At 59.3% G+C, this 16,355-nt stretch carries 20 protein-coding genes and 1 pseudogene; 10 read left to right on the top strand and 11 right to left on the bottom strand.

Annotated features, from left to right (window positions below; genetic code table 11):
• Nucleotide 1: 1 nt before the first annotated feature.
• From hxsD to PKO50_RS20385, 5 genes are all read right to left on the bottom strand, one after another.
• Nucleotides 2-298 (bottom strand): His-Xaa-Ser system protein HxsD, encoded by a 297-nt coding sequence (gene hxsD, locus PKO50_RS20405; RefSeq protein WP_034076274.1) that lies wholly within the window; start codon nt 296-298, stop codon nt 2-4.
• Entirely contained in the window at nt 298-603 is a 306-nt protein-coding gene (hxsA2, locus tag PKO50_RS20400; RefSeq protein ID WP_034076276.1) for a His-Xaa-Ser repeat protein HxsA2, read from the bottom strand. The genes hxsD and hxsA2 overlap by 1 nt, the downstream gene beginning before the upstream one ends.
• 307 nt (nt 604-910) lie before the next feature.
• The gene (locus tag PKO50_RS20395) at nt 911-3,430 is read right to left on the bottom strand and encodes a TonB-dependent siderophore receptor (RefSeq protein ID WP_275627076.1); all 2,520 of its coding nucleotides are present in this window, start codon (nt 3,428-3,430) and stop codon (nt 911-913) included.
• A 73-nt stretch (nt 3,431-3,503) separates the two neighbouring features.
• Nucleotides 3,504-4,454, bottom strand: coding sequence for a FecR domain-containing protein (locus PKO50_RS20390; RefSeq protein WP_275627075.1), 951 nt, complete (start codon nt 4,452-4,454; stop codon nt 3,504-3,506).
• Complete coding sequence (locus tag PKO50_RS20385) at nt 4,451-4,945, bottom strand: sigma-70 family RNA polymerase sigma factor (protein WP_109937282.1); 495 nt, start codon at nt 4,943-4,945, stop codon at nt 4,451-4,453. Before PKO50_RS20385 ends, PKO50_RS20390 begins: the two co-directional genes overlap by 4 nt.
• Before the next feature lie 450 nt (nt 4,946-5,395).
• Here PKO50_RS20385 and PKO50_RS20380 point away from each other — a divergent pair, with 450 nt between their 5' ends.
• Complete coding sequence (locus PKO50_RS20380) at nt 5,396-6,082, top strand: DUF4019 domain-containing protein (RefSeq protein WP_275627074.1); 687 nt, start codon at nt 5,396-5,398, stop codon at nt 6,080-6,082.
• 98 nt (nt 6,083-6,180) lie between these two features.
• Here the strand turns inward: PKO50_RS20380 and PKO50_RS20375 are convergent, their stop codons facing one another.
• From PKO50_RS20375 to PKO50_RS20365, 3 genes are all read right to left on the bottom strand, one after another.
• Complete coding sequence (locus PKO50_RS20375) at nt 6,181-6,687, bottom strand: hypothetical protein (RefSeq protein WP_275627073.1); 507 nt, start codon at nt 6,685-6,687, stop codon at nt 6,181-6,183.
• 10 nt (nt 6,688-6,697) lie between these two features.
• Entirely contained in the window at nt 6,698-7,594 is an 897-nt protein-coding gene (locus tag PKO50_RS20370) for a hypothetical protein (RefSeq protein ID WP_275627072.1), read from the bottom strand.
• Between the two features lie 344 nt (nt 7,595-7,938).
• Nucleotides 7,939-8,478, bottom strand: a complete 540-nt coding sequence (locus tag PKO50_RS20365) for a hypothetical protein (RefSeq protein WP_275627071.1) — start codon at nt 8,476-8,478, stop codon at nt 7,939-7,941.
• A gap of 346 nt (nt 8,479-8,824) precedes the next feature.
• Here PKO50_RS20365 and PKO50_RS20360 point away from each other — a divergent pair, with 346 nt between their 5' ends.
• The 3 genes and pseudogenes from PKO50_RS20360 to PKO50_RS20350 all read left to right on the top strand — a co-directional run.
• Nucleotides 8,825-10,450, top strand: a complete 1,626-nt coding sequence (locus tag PKO50_RS20360) for an S-type pyocin domain-containing protein (RefSeq protein WP_275627070.1) — start codon at nt 8,825-8,827, stop codon at nt 10,448-10,450.
• A gap of 2 nt (nt 10,451-10,452) precedes the next feature.
• Nucleotides 10,453-10,704, top strand: a complete 252-nt coding sequence (locus tag PKO50_RS20355) for a bacteriocin immunity protein (protein WP_275630505.1) — start codon at nt 10,453-10,455, stop codon at nt 10,702-10,704.
• Nucleotides 10,705-10,750: 46 nt separating this feature from the next.
• Nucleotides 10,751-11,221 (top strand): annotated as a pseudogene (locus PKO50_RS20350) (S-type pyocin domain-containing protein); the annotation flags it as partial.
• A 90-nt stretch (nt 11,222-11,311) separates the two neighbouring features.
• On the opposite strand, the gene ykgO reads toward PKO50_RS20350, so the two are convergent.
• The 3 genes from ykgO to PKO50_RS20335 form a co-directional block, all read right to left on the bottom strand.
• The gene (gene ykgO, locus PKO50_RS20345; protein ID WP_009619020.1) at nt 11,312-11,461 is read right to left on the bottom strand and encodes a type B 50S ribosomal protein L36; all 150 of its coding nucleotides are present in this window, start codon (nt 11,459-11,461) and stop codon (nt 11,312-11,314) included.
• Nucleotides 11,461-11,724, bottom strand: a complete 264-nt coding sequence (locus PKO50_RS20340; protein WP_275627069.1) for a type B 50S ribosomal protein L31 — start codon at nt 11,722-11,724, stop codon at nt 11,461-11,463. The genes ykgO and PKO50_RS20340 overlap by 1 nt, the downstream gene beginning before the upstream one ends.
• A gap of 235 nt (nt 11,725-11,959) precedes the next feature.
• The gene (locus tag PKO50_RS20335; RefSeq protein ID WP_275627068.1) at nt 11,960-12,271 is read right to left on the bottom strand and encodes a hypothetical protein; all 312 of its coding nucleotides are present in this window, start codon (nt 12,269-12,271) and stop codon (nt 11,960-11,962) included.
• Between PKO50_RS20335 and PKO50_RS20330 the strand changes: the two genes are divergently transcribed.
• The 6 genes from PKO50_RS20330 (at nt 12,270) to PKO50_RS20305 (ending at nt 16,317) form a co-directional block, all read left to right on the top strand.
• Nucleotides 12,270-14,036, top strand: coding sequence for an FAD-dependent monooxygenase (locus tag PKO50_RS20330; protein ID WP_275627067.1), 1,767 nt, complete (start codon nt 12,270-12,272; stop codon nt 14,034-14,036). The genes PKO50_RS20335 and PKO50_RS20330 overlap by 2 nt on opposite strands.
• A 209-nt stretch (nt 14,037-14,245) precedes the next feature.
• Nucleotides 14,246-14,752: an N-acetyltransferase gene (locus PKO50_RS20325; RefSeq protein WP_275627066.1), complete on the top strand. Its 507-nt coding sequence runs from the start codon at nt 14,246-14,248 to the stop codon at nt 14,750-14,752.
• A 46-nt stretch (nt 14,753-14,798) separates the two neighbouring features.
• Entirely contained in the window at nt 14,799-15,056 is a 258-nt protein-coding gene (locus PKO50_RS20320; RefSeq protein WP_275627065.1) for a hypothetical protein, read from the top strand.
• 190 nt (nt 15,057-15,246) lie between these two features.
• A complete protein-coding gene (locus PKO50_RS20315) occupies nt 15,247-15,495 on the top strand; it encodes a hypothetical protein (protein ID WP_275627064.1) in 249 nt (82 codons plus the stop codon).
• 211 nt (nt 15,496-15,706) lie between these two features.
• Nucleotides 15,707-15,997 (top strand): hypothetical protein, encoded by a 291-nt coding sequence (locus tag PKO50_RS20310; protein WP_275627063.1) that lies wholly within the window; start codon nt 15,707-15,709, stop codon nt 15,995-15,997.
• Nucleotides 15,997-16,317, top strand: a complete 321-nt coding sequence (locus PKO50_RS20305; RefSeq protein WP_275627062.1) for a hypothetical protein — start codon at nt 15,997-15,999, stop codon at nt 16,315-16,317. The genes PKO50_RS20310 and PKO50_RS20305 overlap by 1 nt, the downstream gene beginning before the upstream one ends.
• The last annotated feature ends 38 nt before the right edge of the window (nt 16,318-16,355 follow it).

Genomic DNA, 16,355 nt, shown 5'->3' with positions numbered 1-16,355 from the left:
TTCAGTTCAGCCTGGCATTGGAGAAAGCCAATCCCATGATTAGGTTGCGGATGGGGGCGGTTTCTGCGTGAAGCTGTGCCCGCAACTGATAGTCGAGGACGTCTTTGCGGAACTCTTCGACAGCGCGTTCAAACGCGTCTTGCTCTGTCGTGATGTTGCCGATCAGCTTGCAGAGCATGTTCCCGCCTTCGACCTTTAGATCGAGCGTGAAGGCGTGCATAGAGCGATATGCCGCCTTCTGGATCGCATCCACACCATACAGCTGACTGTCGAAGGTCAGCTCAGCGAGACCAGCCATCAGCGGCTCGAGTAGTGCGAGCTGTGAGAGCTATGGGAGGCGTGCGAGCTATGCGAGTAGTGGGCAGCGACCATCTGGCCGTCTTCTCCACGCTTGAGGATGAAGCTGAAGAGGTTGTCGCCTTGGCGACCGGTGACCATTTGCTCGCCGACGTTGACGATTGGCAATGCCGCCCCCTGGTTCTCAATGGCAGTGTTCTCAGCTGCCTTGTCGGTTCCATGCACTGCAACGGAGGCCGAGGCTTGGTTAGCGGTTACGGCGGCAGTCAGGGTAGCAAGGGGCAGCAGGAAATCACGTTTTTTCATCTCAACATCCCTGTGAATGGTGGGGGTATAGCGGCACTATAGGGGCAGATCCATGGTGGAGCAAAGTGCCATTGGTCGAAATTTCACTGACTCCAGCGGACTAACCTTTGTAGGTGCTGCAGCTGCGAATCAGCCCGCTTAGCGCGGCATCTCGGATTCACCTGCCGTTATGCAAAGCTTTAACTGTCAGTGTCCGCTTTTGGCCGATAGCAGCCCCTCCTGACACCTACCATCCCCATCCTCTCGACGACAAGAAAACGAATGCCCGCAAACCGCGGGCATCCGGGCAAGCTAGGGCCCTACGCCGTCAGAACTTCCCGCGCAAGGTGACCATGAAGTTGCGCGGCGCGCCGTACCAGTTGCCCTGGTCGCTGCTGGCGACGGTCTGGTAGTACTTCTTGTCGAACAGGTTGTTGCCGTTGAGCGCGGCGGTCCAGTGGTCGTCGATGCGGTATTCCACCAGCGCGTTCCACAGCGCGTAGCCGGCCTGGGTGTATTCGAAGCTGTTGGTGCTGGGGCTCAGCGAGCCGTCTTCCAGGCGCCGCTGGACTTCGCCGCTGACGTAGTTGCTGCTCTGGAGGGTGGCGCCGGTGCCGAGTTTCCAGCGGTTCAGCTCGCCGGGCAACTGGTAGGTGGTGAAGAACTTGAACAGGTGCTTGGGCGTCTGGGTGCTGATCGGTTTGCCGACCGCGGTGTCGTCGCCGGTCTTGCGCTGCTCGTTGATGTTGAAGGTGTAGCCGGCGGTGAGCTGCCAGCCCGGCGCCAGTTCGCCGGAGATTTCCGTGTCGAAGCCCTTGCTGACCATCTTGCCGCCGGCCACGTAGCAGCAGGCGTTGGTCGGCGTGCTTTCGTAGAACAGCTGGATCGCATTGTTCTCCTGGCGGGTGTAGTAGAGCGCCGAGGAGAGGTTCAGGCGGCCGCCGAACAGCTCGCCCTTCACGCCCATCTCGTAGGTGTCGCCGGTGATGGCCTTGAGCGGCTTGAAGTCGCGGTCGAGGATTTCCGGCTGCGGTTTGTAGATTTCGGCATAGCTGGTGTACACCGACCACTGCGGGGTGAGGGCGTAGACCAGGCCGCCGAAGGGCGTGACGATGCCGCTGTCGTGGCCGCCGTCCTTGCTGTTGGTGCCGAAGGAGGGCACCAGGGCGTGGATGGTATTGGAATAGTCGGAGTAGCGCGCGCCGACGATCAGCTTGAGCGGGTCGGCCAGCGCCAGGCGCAGGGTGCCGTAGGCGCCGCTCTTGCGGATGTTCCAGTCCGGGTACTCGTAGTAGAGCGCGGGGCTGGCCGGCTTGGGCAGCGAGCCGATGTCGGTGGAGAACACGTCCACCGCTTGCCGCGAGGTCCACTCGCTGTGGTCGGCGTAGCTGCGCTGGATGTCCGAGTAGTCCACGCCCATCAGCACTTCGTGGCGCCGGCCGAAGGCGGCGAAGGCGCCCTGCAGGTTGGCGTCGAACAGGTCCTGGTCGATGCTGTAGTTGCGGACGATGCGCTGGAAGGTGGCGCCTTCGAGGGTGTCGGGGTTGATCGGGCCGCTCACCACGCCCATGTCCTGTTCGGTGTCGTAGCGGCTGCGGGTGAAGCTGGAGTTGATCTTCCAGTCCTCGTCGAAGCTGTGCTCGACCTTGAGGAAGCCCTCGCTGCGCTTGTAGTTGTTGCTCGACCAGTCGGCGCTCAGCTTGTCGCTGCGCGACAGGCCCAGCGGGTCGCCGGTGGTGTAGCGCGGCAGGCCGCCTTCCCAGTAGCCGTCCATGTCGCGCCACTCGTAGGTGCCGCCGACGCTGATCAGGGTGGCCGGGGTGAGGTCGGCCTCCAGCACGCCGAACAGCACGTGCTTGTCGCTGTCGGCGCCGTCGTAGAAGTAGCGCTTGTTTTCCTGGGACGCGGCGAAGCGCCCGCGCAGCGCGCCGTCGAAGGCCAGCGGGCCGGTCACGTCGACTTCGCTGCGGTAGTTGTCCCAGCTCCCGGCGGACAGGTTGACCTGCGTCTGCGCCTCGGACAGCGCCCGCTTGCGCATCAGGTTGATCACCCCGGAGGGCTCGCCGGTGCCGCCGAACAGGCCGTCGGAGCCGCGCAGTACCTCGATGTGGTCGTAGGCGGTGGTGTCCGCCAGGGTGTCGTAGGTCTGCTCGCGGAAGCCGGGCGTGCCGCCGTCGACCTGGATGTTGGTGAGGGCGAAGCCGCGGGACAGCACCTTGGTGTTGGCGTCGTTGCCGCCGACCAGGGTGATGCCGGTGGTCTGGTCGAGCGCCTCGGCCAGGTTGGTGATGCCCTGGTCCTCCATGCGCTGGCGGGTGATGATCGACACCGACTGGGGGATGTCCTTCAGCGCCTGCGGGCTCTTGCCGCCGATGCTGGCCGCGCCTGTGGTGTAGGAGCCGGTGCCCTCGGTCATGCTGCCCAGGGTCTGGCCGACCACCAGGGTGTCGTCCAGCGCCAGCGCCGCGTCGGGGTTGCGCACCAGGCCGTAGACGCCGTCGCCGCGGAACACCGCCTGCAGGCCGGTGCCGCGGAGCAGGGCGGCCAGGCCTTCCTCGACGCTGTAGTGGCCGCGCAGCCCGTTGGAGTTCAGGCCCTGGGTCAGGTCCGGGGAGAATTGCACGGTGATCTGCGCCTGGGCGGCGAAGCGGGTCAGCGCCTGGCCGAGGCTGCCGGCCTGGATGCTGTAGGCGTGCCCGGCGGCTTCTGGCGCGGCCAGGGCCTGTGGCATCGCCGACTGCAGGGCCATGGCCAGCGCGCTGAGCGCGAGCAGGCGGCGCGGCTGGGCCAGGCGCTGGCCGGGGAAGGAGCGGTGCGCTCCGGAGGCGGAGGTGATGCGGTGCTTCATGAATGGGTTGTCCTTGGTGTGTGGCAGTTCCACATCAAAGGACTGGCGGCGTGGAAAAAGGGGCCAACATCTTTCAGCGTTTGCTGACGCTGACCCAGTAGCGTGTGCGGTAGCTGACCTCCACCGGCAGGGTGGCTGGCAGGGCGGCGAGGATGGCGTCGGTGTTGTCCAGCTGGAAGCCGCCGCTGATGCGCAGGCGCGCCGCCTCGCCGTCGCAGCGCAGCCAGCCGCTGCGGTAGCGGCCCAGCTCGCGGAGGAAATCGCCCAGCGGCATGTCGTCGGCCACCAGCTGGCCCTGGGTCCAGAGCAGGCTGTCGGCCTGGGTGGCGCGCGGCTTTTCCACGGCGAGTTCGCTGAAAAGCACCTGGCTGCCCGCCTCGACGACCTGCCCGTCGCCTTGCCGGGGCATGACCAGCACCTTGCCCTGCAGCACCTGCAGTTGCGTCAGGCCGTCGAGCTGGCGGACGCTGAAGCGCGTGCCCAGCGCCTGCAGCAGGCCTTGCCCGGTGGCCACGCGCAGGGGGCGATGCACCGGGCTTGCGCTGTCCGCGCCGCTCTCGACGAGGATTTCCCCGCGCAGCAGGCGGATCAGGCGTTGCCCGGCGCTGAAGTCGAGGTCGACGGCGGTATCGGTGTTCAGGTCCAGCAGGCTGCCGTCGGCCAGGCGCAGGTGCTGGCGCTCGCCCACGGCGGTCTGGTAGTCCGCGGTCCAGCGCGTCCAGGGGGCCTGGCGGTAGCCGAGGTAGCCGGCCGGCAGCAGCGCGGCCAGCACCAGCAGCTTCTTCATCGCCTGGCGCCGTTCGCGGTTGAGCGTGCCCATGGCCAAGTCGCGCGGCAGCAGGCCGAGGCGTTCCTGCACCCGCTGCACGCGCTGCCAGGCTCGCTCGTGTTCCGGGTCGGCCGCGCGCCAGCGGCTGCAGGCCTGGTGCTGGCCGTTGTCCGCCGCGCTGTCGTGCATGCGCATCAGCCAGTGCGCCGCCTGGCGGGCCACTTCGGGGCGGATCGGCGCGCCGTTGTCGCTCATCCGAGGTCGCCTTCGAACAGGATGCAGGCCTCGAAGGCGCTGACCATGTGGCGCTTCACGGTGCGTTCGCTGATGCCGAGCTGGCGGGCGATCTGCAGGTAGGTGAGGCCGTCGAGCTGGGACAGCAGGAAGACGCTGCGCACCACGGGTTTCAGGCGGTCGAGGAGGGCGTCGAGCTGCTGCAGGGTCTCGCGCATCAGCCACAGTTCCTCGGCGGACAGGGCGAAGGCCTCGGGCGTGCGGGCGAGCAGGTCGAGGTAGGCCTGTTCGAGGGAGTGGCGGCGGAAATGGTCGTACACCAGGCGCCGCCCGACCGTGGCCAGATAGGCGCGCGGGCGCTGCAGGTCAAGCGCCTCGCCGGTCTTCTGCTGGGCCTGGAGCAGGCGCAGGAAGGTGTCCTGGGCCAGGTCGGCCGCCTGGCTGGTGCAGCCCAGGCGACGGTACAGCCAACCCTTCAGCCAGCTGTTGTGCTCCATGTACAACGACCCCATCTGATCCTTGCTCAAACCGACTCCCCCCACCCAGGAAGCGCGAACGATAATTGATAATTATTCTCATTTCAATGGTTGGGTGTCGGTTCGCCGTCTACAGGGCTAGCCTTGGTTACGAAGGGGGAGGGAAGGCATGGCGGCAGGACTAAAGGCAGATTCATTTTTCTACCCTGAATCTGCCACTATGGTCAGGATTAGATTGTTTAAATAAATATTTCCTTTTTTAGAACCTCTTCTTTGCTTTTAATTTTAGATGTGCTCGTAATGACTCACGTCATGAGTGTGGTTAGCCTATTTTTCCGTGTCATACCTATGCTAGACGCGCCGGCTTGTTTTTTCGTATAAAAAATAGCTTTCGGACTTGTCCGAAAGCTATTGCGTTACTATGGTTAGATTGCGAGTTATGGTTTCTGATGACATGGGTAAAGACGCTTGGCGAGGGTGTGTGAGATGGCTGAATCCAGAATAATTGGTGGAATAAATTTTAATGCTCTTCTGGCGTTCGTGTTTGGAGTTCTGTTTATATCTGTTCTTCTCGTATTGGTTGTATTTGTTAAGGATCTCTCTGATTTGGCTTGTTGGGTTGTGGTGGTTGTTATGGCGCTTGCTGGAGCTGGTTTTGCTGTTGTGCTTCCTGGGAGGTTGGTGTTTGGTGGAGGGTATATTAAAGCAGGAGGGGCGCTTGCGGTTTTTGTTGTTATTTTGATTAATCAGCCAAGTATAGTTATTTCGGCTGGTAAGCTTAACGCTAAGTGGCTTGGAGCTGAGGCTGACGTGACATCTATTGTTCGTGATTTTCTGGCGAAGGTTGATCGGGGAGAACTGGACCAAGCATGGGATAGCCTAGATGATGTAGCAAAGAAGACTATTGCAGCAGATAGGGTGCTTTACCGAGCGGTATATGAAAATGGTCGTTATGCTCTGGGGAACGTTGTCGAACGCTCCTCTCCAATTGGCGGAAGCGTTACAGTAAACCCTCCGGGATATCCTGAGGGTATTTATAAGGTTTCATCTTATAGGACAAGATTCAAAGATGGGTGTCATGAAGAGGTTGTGAGTGTTAGGTCAGATAATGGCCGAGAGTGGGCTGTATTTGGTCATAATATTAGTTCTATTCTGATCCCTTGTCCGGACTGATCTGGGTTTTAGTGAGTTCTTAGAGTTGATGGTTTTGACTTTATATGGGCAAGATCGTTGTGTGAATTATCCGGTGCCGGTATTGGTGTTGTTTACCTCTATTTTCTCTCTATTGTAATGCTCACGAGATTTTTATTTTCTTGGTTTCTCAAGTTGGTCATTGATTTTGATCTGATCTTTATTCTGAATTCGACACTTCGCTCTTCAATCGATGTGGTTTCCTCGTTCTTATAGGAAAAGTATCTAGTTGTTCTGCTGGTGTATGGCATTGCTCGAATTATGGGTTTTCTGGAGAATAAGTTGGTGCAATTGGTAACTTGGCTTACTAGGGATCTGTAACTAGTTAGCATTTCATTTTCACTTCCGAGAATCCATCTGCAGGTATAGGATGGAAACTCCTCATCACCATCTATTACACATTCGCTAGCTCCGGGGAGGCGCTGTAGGGCGGTATATTCCTCCATGTCGGAGTCGTAGCTTCCTTTCCAGCTTGAGAATCCATCAGAAGCCTGATTAGTGACAGATTTTAAATCTTCACACACTGAGGCTTCTGCAATTGCTGGAGGTAGTAGTATTAAGATTATTAGGTTTAATATTGGTTTCATGTTTGTGTCTCTATGTGTAAATTTGTTCGGCAAACATCCTGGTTTGTTTCATTGAGTTCTCGATGCTTCGAGGTCTGCTTGATGTTGCAACATACTGAAAGCCCGATCTGAATGCACTCAATCTTTGCTGTGGCGTCCCATGGAAGTTTGGATTGTTGAAGTCGTAGCTTCCCATGCTGAAAACTGAGTTTGATGCATGTATGAATGCCCCTGTTCTTTGGTAGGCAAGTTGTGCGGCTAAAATATAGTTCATGTTCATTGCGCTCATGCTTTCGGTAATGAATTGATGAGCCATTACGCATCCTGCAAGAGCATCTGCCTGCAGTTCCATGATAGGAACCGGTCCTGTATAGCCAAAGCTGTACTCAGCAATGTGGCCGAACTCATGCGCGTGAATAAGGATGGCAGCACCTTCCCACGTCATTGGACCCTTTTGGTATTCTGATAAGAACAAATTCAACCCTAGTAATATCGTCCCGTCTTGGCTGCTTGGAAATAGGTTTTCAGGAGTTGCGAATGCATTTGGTGAGTTGTCATCCCTGATGAAGGAAATTCCGGGTTTTAGTTGGTAAATTGAACCTAGTGACTCATGGAATGCTTTCGATTTTTGTAAAAGGGGATAAGGGATAATATTGTCAGGAGCAAGAATAGAAATAACATCGCTCTGATTCAATGCTTGACCATGAAGAGAGCATCCAGAGTTACCAGATAGTTGCGGACCTTCAGTTTTTCTTGAGTTGGTTGATGTGCTCGGCCAGCCGGCCTCTTCGTGCATGTCACTTCCCGTAGGACTATCTTCGAACTCTTCCTGTCCTGGCCATCCAGCATGTGCGCAACGGTTATGCAAGAAACCTAAGTACAATAGGGAGAGGGTAGGTAAAAGAGATAGTATGGCTCTACGATTCATGTTGACCTCCTTGTCTTGGAGACATGATTCGAGATTAGTACGATTTATTGTTTGGTCAATAGCTATGTTTTGGCGTCAAGAGATGGTCGCTGTTAAGAGTTTTTAACACTTTGGTGGCTCTCTTTTGAGGCTTGTGGGAGAAAGAATGGTAAAAGGTACGAAAAATATTATTTCTTACTATAAGACTCCCCGCATGCTCGGGATTAGGTTGCTTAAATAAATCGATTCACCTTCTCGACTCACCAAAGAGGCCTGAGGACATCGGCTTCGTGTCGCTGGACCTAGCCTGGGTGGCGGATTGTGAGGAAAGGCATGGCGGTAGATAGTAGTCCACCCCCTGCTTTTCAAGGCCCGGGCTTGTGCCCGGACTCGTAGAGACGCAGCTCTTCCTGCGCCACGCGAAGATCGGTCGAGCCCACTTCCGCCCTCAGGCACAGGCGCACGAACCTTCTCTTCTCGTGGAATGCGGCGAGCTGCTCGGTGGAGAGCGGAAGGAGCCCGGTGCTGCTGTGCCCGATCAGCTCGTCACGGATGTAGTCGCGGAAGCCGAACAGGGCCCGGCGGGCTTTCTGCGACAGGTAGAGCCCGCTCCTGGCATTGAAGGTGTCTTCCAGCAGGCGGATGAACGCCCGGGCCTCCTCGACCGAAATGGCCTGGCCGCCGCCCGTGGCCAGCAGCATGCGGCCTTCGCCCCCCGAACGGGAGGCCGCGGCGAAAATGCTCCAGATGGCCTCCAGGGCGTCCAGCTGGCGGCGGATGATCTCGGCCCGGTGCGCCGCCGCCAACTGCATCCGCGCCTGCCTGATCTGCGTGCGCAGGGTGAGGTAGGCAACGCCGAAACCGGTGAGGGCGGCAACCATTGCCGCCAGGACTTCGTTGCTCATTGTGCTTCTCGCTGGCTGTCGCGTACGGGGGAGGGCTTATTGCCGGTGTAGACCGGCGGCGAGGGGGCGGCAAGTGCGGGCGTGGTGGTCCGGTCATGGCCGGCAGCGGTCGAACCTTTTATCGCCTGTTTGTGTATTCCAATGATTCTGACACTCAATTCCAGTGATTGTGATCCACCGTGCTGATGATTCTGACCCGGGGCAGATGCCTGGTAGACATGGATGGGCATGGGCCGACATAGCTCAGAAGGCAGGAGTCCACATGAAATTCGGATCAGTCTTATAGTCACTGATTGACGGTATGTGCCAATGCTTGCCGCTCAATTCCTACGACCAAGGAAAGGGTATGGCAGTTGGTTATTTCATACGCTTGGGCGACAAAACTACGTGTGGGGGATCGGTGCTGGAAGCCGATTCTCGGGTCATGATGTTTGGTATTGCGCATGCTCGCGAGGGAGATCGCGTCACCTGCGGCAAGGACGGAAAGGTATACAAGATTCTTGGTGGTGTTCCGTTCATCAATAGTCACGGACGGATCGTGGCGGGAACACTGCACAGCATCAGCAGCTGTCCGTGCAGAGCCAAGTTGCTTCCGTCTTTTTTCAATTCAACTTACAGGTCTGATGAAGGTTCAGCAAAAGCGGCAAGCAATTCTCTACGCTCTCCAAGCCCAGCACATACTCCCCCTCCGGCTGCGGCTCGATTGTCTGAGCCGAAGATGGCACCAGCCAAGCTCATGCGCGCCGCCTGCGTATTTGCGAAGTGCAGCAAGTTGCCTGACTCGGAGATCGACTACAGCACGACACAGGGGACCTTCCCCGTTGATGCCGTGAACGACTATGGCAGGCTCGTTTTGCTGGGTGGTCGAGAGGTCGATAATAGCGGCAAGCTTCAGCTCAAAAGAATCAGCGGGACTGTTCCGGCCGGTTTCGGTTCATTGGCATTGCGGGGGCTTGCCCCTGGTGCTGGTGCATCCTGCGGTGGGCTTTGTGACGTTGCTTCCGCAGGGGGCGCTGTTGCCAGTGGTGGCCGTGTAATTGTCGGGGGAGGTGGCCGAGCAGTTGGCGGCGGCATCCTTACTGGTGGCGTGGCCGGCGGTGCTTTGCTGGGGGTTGTTGCAATGCTCTGGCCGTCGAGCTTGGGCGATAGTGCTCTCTACACCGAGGAGCAGCTTCGCACGATGAAGCAAGCCCGCACGCGGGTACGCATCAGGGTGGAGGAAAAGCCGGATGGAACGCTGAAAGGCTACGGTTACAACACTCAGCTCCGCCACGACTGGGAAACGATTCCGGTCATTCAATTCAAGCCAGCCGGCTTGTCCGGCAATCAGATGGTGGCTGATTTCGGCGGTGGTGTTGAGCTGATTTGGACGCCTGCCGCCAATCCTGCTGACACACTGGGCATTCCCGCCCTTGAGGCGGCTCCCCAAGCCCCACACATATCGATCTACCCACCTGTAGAGCAGGCGGACACGATCATCATTAATCCGATCTATCCGCCCGAATACAAGGATTTCATCCTCGTGTTCCCGGTTGGCTCTGGGATTGCACCGCTCTATATCGTGATGAATGCCCGGCATGATCCGGGGACAGTCACCGGGGCGGGCGAGGATGTGTTGGGCATTTGGTTAGCTGGGGCCGGCGAGGGCCTTGGTACTCCGATACCAACGCGAATTGCTGATAAGCTGCGTGGCAGGAGCTTCAATAGTTTTGATTCTTTCAGGAAGGCTCTGTGGGAGTCCGTGAGCCGCGACACTTCGCTGATGAGTCAGTTGAATCCCAAGAACCAATCACTTGTCCGCAATGGCAAGGCGCCCTATGCGCCGATGGCAGAGCACAATGGCGAAAATCGTCGATATGAGTTGCACCATATTGAGCAAATCCAACATGGTGGTGCTGTATACGACATTGATAACATCTCGATCACTACTCCAAAACGGCATGTAGAGATTCACAAGGAGGGCAGGTCGTGAATTTGAAAAATACTCTTTCGGATTATACGGAGCAGGAATTCACCGATATGCTTCGGCAGTTGTGCTCCGGTGACATGCCAGAGAAAGAAGAGGATCGCTTGCTCAGCCACTTCATCAAGATATCAGGCCATCCAGCAGGCTCAGATCTTCTCTACTACCCGGAGTCAGGAGTTGACGATTCGCCGGAAGGCATCACCCGCACCGTGAAAGAGTGGCGTGCAGCGAACGGGCTTCCCGGCTTTAAGTCCAACTGACCTAACTGAAACGAGATAGCGATAGCTGGGGGCCTTGGCTATCGCTCAGATTGTGTCCGATTTCGGTGGTGGTGTTGAACTGATCTGGCGCCCGCCGTCAACCCTGCTGACACTCTCGGCATCCTCGTCCTGGAGGCGGCTCCCCAAGCCCCATACATATCGATCTACCCACCTGTAGAGCAGGCGGACACGATCATCGTCAATCCGATCTATCCGCCCGAATACAAGGATTTCATCCTCGTGTTCCCGGTTGGCTCTGGGATTGCACCGCTCTGCATCGTGATGAATGCCCGGCATGATGCTGGGACAGTTACTGGGTCGGGTGAGGATGTCTTCGGAATCTGGTTGGCTGGAGCCGGCGAGGGGCTGGGTGTGCCGATCCCTACGAGAGGGGCGTGAGTTCTCTCGGTTTGATGACTTCCGGGAAGCATTTTGGAAAGAGGTTGTGGCTGACCCTGAGCTTGGTATTCAGTTCTCGGCTGCGAATAGGCGCTTGATGCGGGGAGGCTCCTCTCCATTAGCACCTGCACCTGTTGCCTTCACGCTCGGGGTTCCCCGCCATGAACGGCCAGCCCCGCCATTGCAGCGGGCGCTGGCCGGAAGGGGCTCAACGCCGGACCTTCGGCTTGGGCCGGCCCTGCACGCACTTGAAGCGCGGGTTGGACTTGCAGATCACGTACAGCCGGCCGCGCCGCTTCACCACCTGGCAATCGCGGTGGCGCAGCTTGGCTTTCTTCAGGGAGGCGAGGACCTTCATCACGCCCCCTTGTTGCCGACGAAGCCGGCGAAACGCTTGTTGAAGCCCGCCACGCGGCCCTCGGACTTGGTCTTGCGCTGCTCGCCGGTATAGACCGGGTGCGAGGCGCTGGACACGTCCAGGGTCATGTAGGGGTAGGTGTTGCCGTCGGTGTGGGTGTAGGTCTTGTCCGTCTGCACGGTGGAGCGGATCAGGTAGAACACGTCGGCGGAGGTGTCGTGGAACAGCACGGGACGGTAGTCGGGGTGGATGCCTGGTTTCATGGGGTATCTCCTATATGTAATGTAATAATATTACATTTAATCGAGAAGAGTTCGCAACGCCACACGTCCGGTAGCTCAAGGCCGGGCCTCCCAGGGAGGCTGCCGCGGGCATGTCGGTCCGTCGATCGGCCCGATCTCCGGCCGTTGCCCACCCGCGGGGCGCGGCTCCAGCGACCAGTGCGCGGTCGCATGTGAAGGGGCTCGTTCCCGCCATCGGCAGGGCGGTGTCCAGCGTTCAGAAAATGGAACGCTGAGAGCCATTCAGCCGGACTACCGGCAGTATCGTTGCGGAATTACCGTGCTTCTCGTCGGCGACGTCGAGTGCGCTGGAGGGCCCGCCCCAGGCCGCTTCAGCTTCGACGTCGGGACCGCTGGCCGATCGGCGCACCGCCGTTCCCGGCAGCCATTTCCTTTCGTATTTGCCGGCAGCCATGGCAGGCGGCACGGGTTCGGCTTGCCCGCGATCCGTGAGCAGGGGCTGGGCCACCGCGCCCGCCCTGGTGGGCACCTTTCCGATTTCAAGAACAAGAGTACGGAGTACGATCATGAACCCGCACAACACCTCCCACGTCATCGAAGTCCCCGTCCTGATCGTCGGGGGCGGCCCGTCCGGCCTCACGGCCTCGCTGCTGCTGTCGCGCTATGGCATCCGCAACCTGCTGGTCAACAAGTACCGCTGGACCGCCAACAGCCCGCGGGCGCACATCACCAACCAGCGCACCATGGAGGTCTTCCGCGACGCGGGCGTCGAGGCGCAGGTGGTGGCCGCCGCCAGCCCCCACGAGCTGATGGCCAACAACGTCTGGGCCACCAGCTTCAGCGGCCAGGAACTGGGCCGCCTGCTCACCTGGGGCAACGCCATCGAGCGCAAGTCCGACTACGAGCTGGCCAGCCCCTCGGCCATGTGCAACATCCCCCAGCACCTGATGGAACCGATCCTCGCCAACGAGGCCCTGCGCGCGGGCAGCGAGATGCGCTTCAACCACGAACTGCTGGACTTCACCCAGGACGGGGAGGGCGTCACCGCGCGCATCCTCGACCGCGGCACCGGGCGCGAATTCACCGTGCGCGCCCAGTACATGATCGGCGCCGACGGCGCCCGCAGCCGGGTGATGGAGCTGCTCGGCATCCCGCTGGAGGGCGAGATGGGCCTGGGCTGCGCGGTGAACGTCTGGCTGCGCGCCGACCTGCGCCGCTACTGCGAGAGCCGCCCGGGCGTGCTCTACTGGATGGTCCAGCCGGGCAACGACTACTGGGTGGGCAGCGGCACCTTCATCTGCGTCCGCCCGTGGAACGAATGGGTGATGCTGTTCATGTACGACCCCGCCCAGGGCGAGCCGGACCTCGGCGAGGCCGCGGTGATCGAGCGGGCGCGGCGGGTGATCGGCGATGCCGACATCCCGGTGGAGATCCTCGCCACCAGCAAGTGGCAGATCAACCACGTGGTCGCCCAGCGCTACTCCGAGGGCCGGGTGTTCTGCTGCGGCGACGCCGTGCACCGCCACCCGCCAGCCAACGGCCTGGGCACCAACACCTCGGTGCAGGACGCCTACAACCTGGCCTGGAAGCTGGCCCTGGTGCTCAAGGGCCAGGCCGGCCCCGGGTTGCTGGACAGCTACTCCGCCGAACGCCAGCCCGTCGGCCGCCAGGTGGTGGACCGGGCCATGGAAAGCGTGCGCAACATGCTGCCGATCTCCAACGCCCTGGGCTTCAAGCCGGGCCAGAGCGAGGCCGAGGGCTGGAACAGCCTGCACGAACTGAGCGCCGACAGCCCGCTGGGCCGCGAACGCCGCGCCGCCCTGGAACAGGCCATCCAGTTGCAGCACTACCAGTTCAGCTGCCACGGGGTGGAACTGGGGCAACGCTACCGCAGCGGCGCAGTGCTCGCCGACGGCAGCGAAGAGCCGGCCTACACCCGCGACCGCGAACTCTACTACCACCCCACCACCTGGCCCGGCGCCCACCTGCCGCACGCCTGGCTGCACGACACCGCCGGGCGCAAGCTGTCCACCCTCGACCTCTGCGGCCAGGGCCGCCTGACCCTGCTCACCGGCCACGGCGGCGACGCCTGGCGCCAGGCCGCCGAGACGCTGGCCCGTGAGCTGGGCATCGACCTGGTGGTGCGCCGCATCGGCCTGGGCCTCGACTACGAAGACAGTTACGGCGACTGGGCGCGCCTGCGCGAGATAGACGAGGACGGTTGCCTGCTGGTGCGGCCGGACCTGCATGTGGCCTGGCGTTCGCAAGGGGCGCCGGCGGATGCCGAGGCCCTGTTGCTGGGGGCGGTCAAGGCGGTGCTGGCGCGGGGCTGAGGTCTTTCCACGTTCCGCGGAGTAGCGGCCCAGGGAGGGGCCGCTGCGGTAATATGCGTGTTTCGTCGCCAGCGGATCCCAGTGATGCGGCCACCTCTCGAGCTGCATGGTTCCCGACGTGCCTTGGCCATCGCACTGCAGTCGTGATCGGCAGGGAACACCCGGGAGCCATCCGCCTCATCGACCAGGGCACTGAAGGGAAAATCGCCATGCGCCTGACCATCCGCAACGAACGGCCCGAAGACATCGACGCCATCACGCGCCTGACCACAGCGGCATTCGAAAACGAAGAACACTCAAGCCATACCGAGCAATTCATCGTCAACGCCCTGCGCCGCTGCGGGCAACTCAGCGTTTCCCTGGTGGCGGTAGAAGAGGGCAAGGTCATCGGCCATGTCGCCATCTCGCCGGTTCGAATCTCGTCGGGCGCAAGTGGCTGGTACGGACTCGGGCCGATCTCCGTATGGCCGGATCGCCAGGGCCAGGGCATTGGATCAGCCTTGATGAAAGCAGCGCTGGCGGAACTGCAACGCCTCGGCGGCATTGGCTGCGTAGTGCTGGGCGACCCTGGCTACTATGGCCGCTTTGGCTTCAAGGCCCACCCGGGTTTGGAACTGCCTGGAGTGCCCCGGGAATACTTCCAGGCGCAGGTATTTGCCGGTGAACTGCCGACCGGCACCGTGCAGTACCATGAGGCGTTTGAGGCTGTCGAGTAACAGTGCGGCCTCTATTTTCCTACTCTGTACTAGCAAGGGGCATGCAATGAAACTTGTCGAGCGAGCTGCATTGCATGCGCGAAGAGACGGGGCGCGCTCATCTACCTACGCCAAGGCTGCGGAGGGTAACGCCAGGCAGTTCCAGCTTCATCTTTGTGCTGCCGCAACGGCTTGGTTCCTGCTGAACTCGCCATCGCTGATCGCCTTCATCCTTTCGCTCGCCGCGATTCAGGCTGGGATGTGGGCCTTCAATCGGGCTGTTGCCGAGAGGCTGGTGCAGTTGTGTGGCGCTGCCGAAGATTAAAAGCGAAAGGGCTGGGTTGCGGGAAAGGAGTTTGTCTTCCTATAGACTGTTTGTGAGCGATGGCTGCTTTTTGCGAAGGCTGCGTTCAACTCATAGCAGCCCTTCGTGAAGGGCTGCATACGGCCAGGAGCAGACATATAAAATCTGGGAAGATATAGCGCTGACATAGTCTTACTCGGAGCGTGAATCGATGAGCAAACTCGCCGCACTAATTACAGAAGCTCAGGCCGGACTTTCGATTCAGGAGCGAATCCCTGAGGAGAAATGGGCGGCGATTGCCTCACAATGCGGGGCTGCAGAGGCAGCTGAAATCAGGGAGCGGATAGCGTTTCTCAAAGCCGAACTCGAAACTATTGAAGATTGGGACGGTGACACGAGGGATGACATCAACACGGCTATCTACCGCTTTTCCCAACTTCTGAGGCGCATCGCCAGCTAACTCGACAAGTGCCCAATAATGCTTGTGAGCGTCCGCCTGAGTCGACTTTAACTGGTTATGCTCGGCAGAACGCGGTTAGAATCGAGCGTAACCAGATGGAATTACGGTCGTACACGCGTCGCTTCCGGTCAGACCACGTCGTCTATTCCTAGCTTCGTATAGCGATGGCTGGAAAAGCAACCCACCCAACAAACTAGCGAGCAATTACAGCATGAACAAGGAACGTTATTCAAAACGACCGCGCACCGATCTGCCCATGGGAAAGTGTTTCGATTTAATCATCGGCTCCATCACGACAATTCCACTCATTCTTGCGTCGTCAACTTGCTTTGCTGAGAACCCTGAAATGCAAGCCCAAGCGCTTCAGGAGATATTTGTAAACTTTTGCGTTAAAAATATAGAGAACTTGGATCATTTAAAATCCAGCCTGAAGAACTCATCAGCCCTCCCCCAGAGCAAGCTAAAAAGTACTTGGGACTCAGAGCGGGGAGTTCTTGGGTAGTGCCAAATGAACAAGGCCTCTTTGTTCTTTCAATCCCCGAAGCTCAAGACGCCTGCCATGTTACTGCACGGCGTGCCGACCCGAAAATAGCCGAGAGTCTATTTATAAAATTTGTCTCTTCTGCGCCTCCTTTGTATAGCGCAAAGAAAACTACCGACTTTAATACTGAGCTGGATGGCGCTGGCAATATTCATAGCGTCGGCTATGCTTGGACCTCAGGCAATTCCACAAAGAAAATAATATTCGCGCTAACTGTGAGTGAGCATGAAATTGCCGACATACAGGCTATAGCGCATGTCAAAATATCTTCAAAACAGTAGAATTAAAAACAGAGCGCTAGCATAGTATTTTATGGTGA

Source organism: Pseudomonas sp. 273 (assembly GCF_029201425.1).
GTDB lineage: Bacteria > Pseudomonadota > Gammaproteobacteria > Pseudomonadales > Pseudomonadaceae > Pseudomonas > Pseudomonas delhiensis.
Note: the sequence above shows the minus strand (reverse complement) of the source record. Positions and strands in the feature narration are given on the sequence as shown.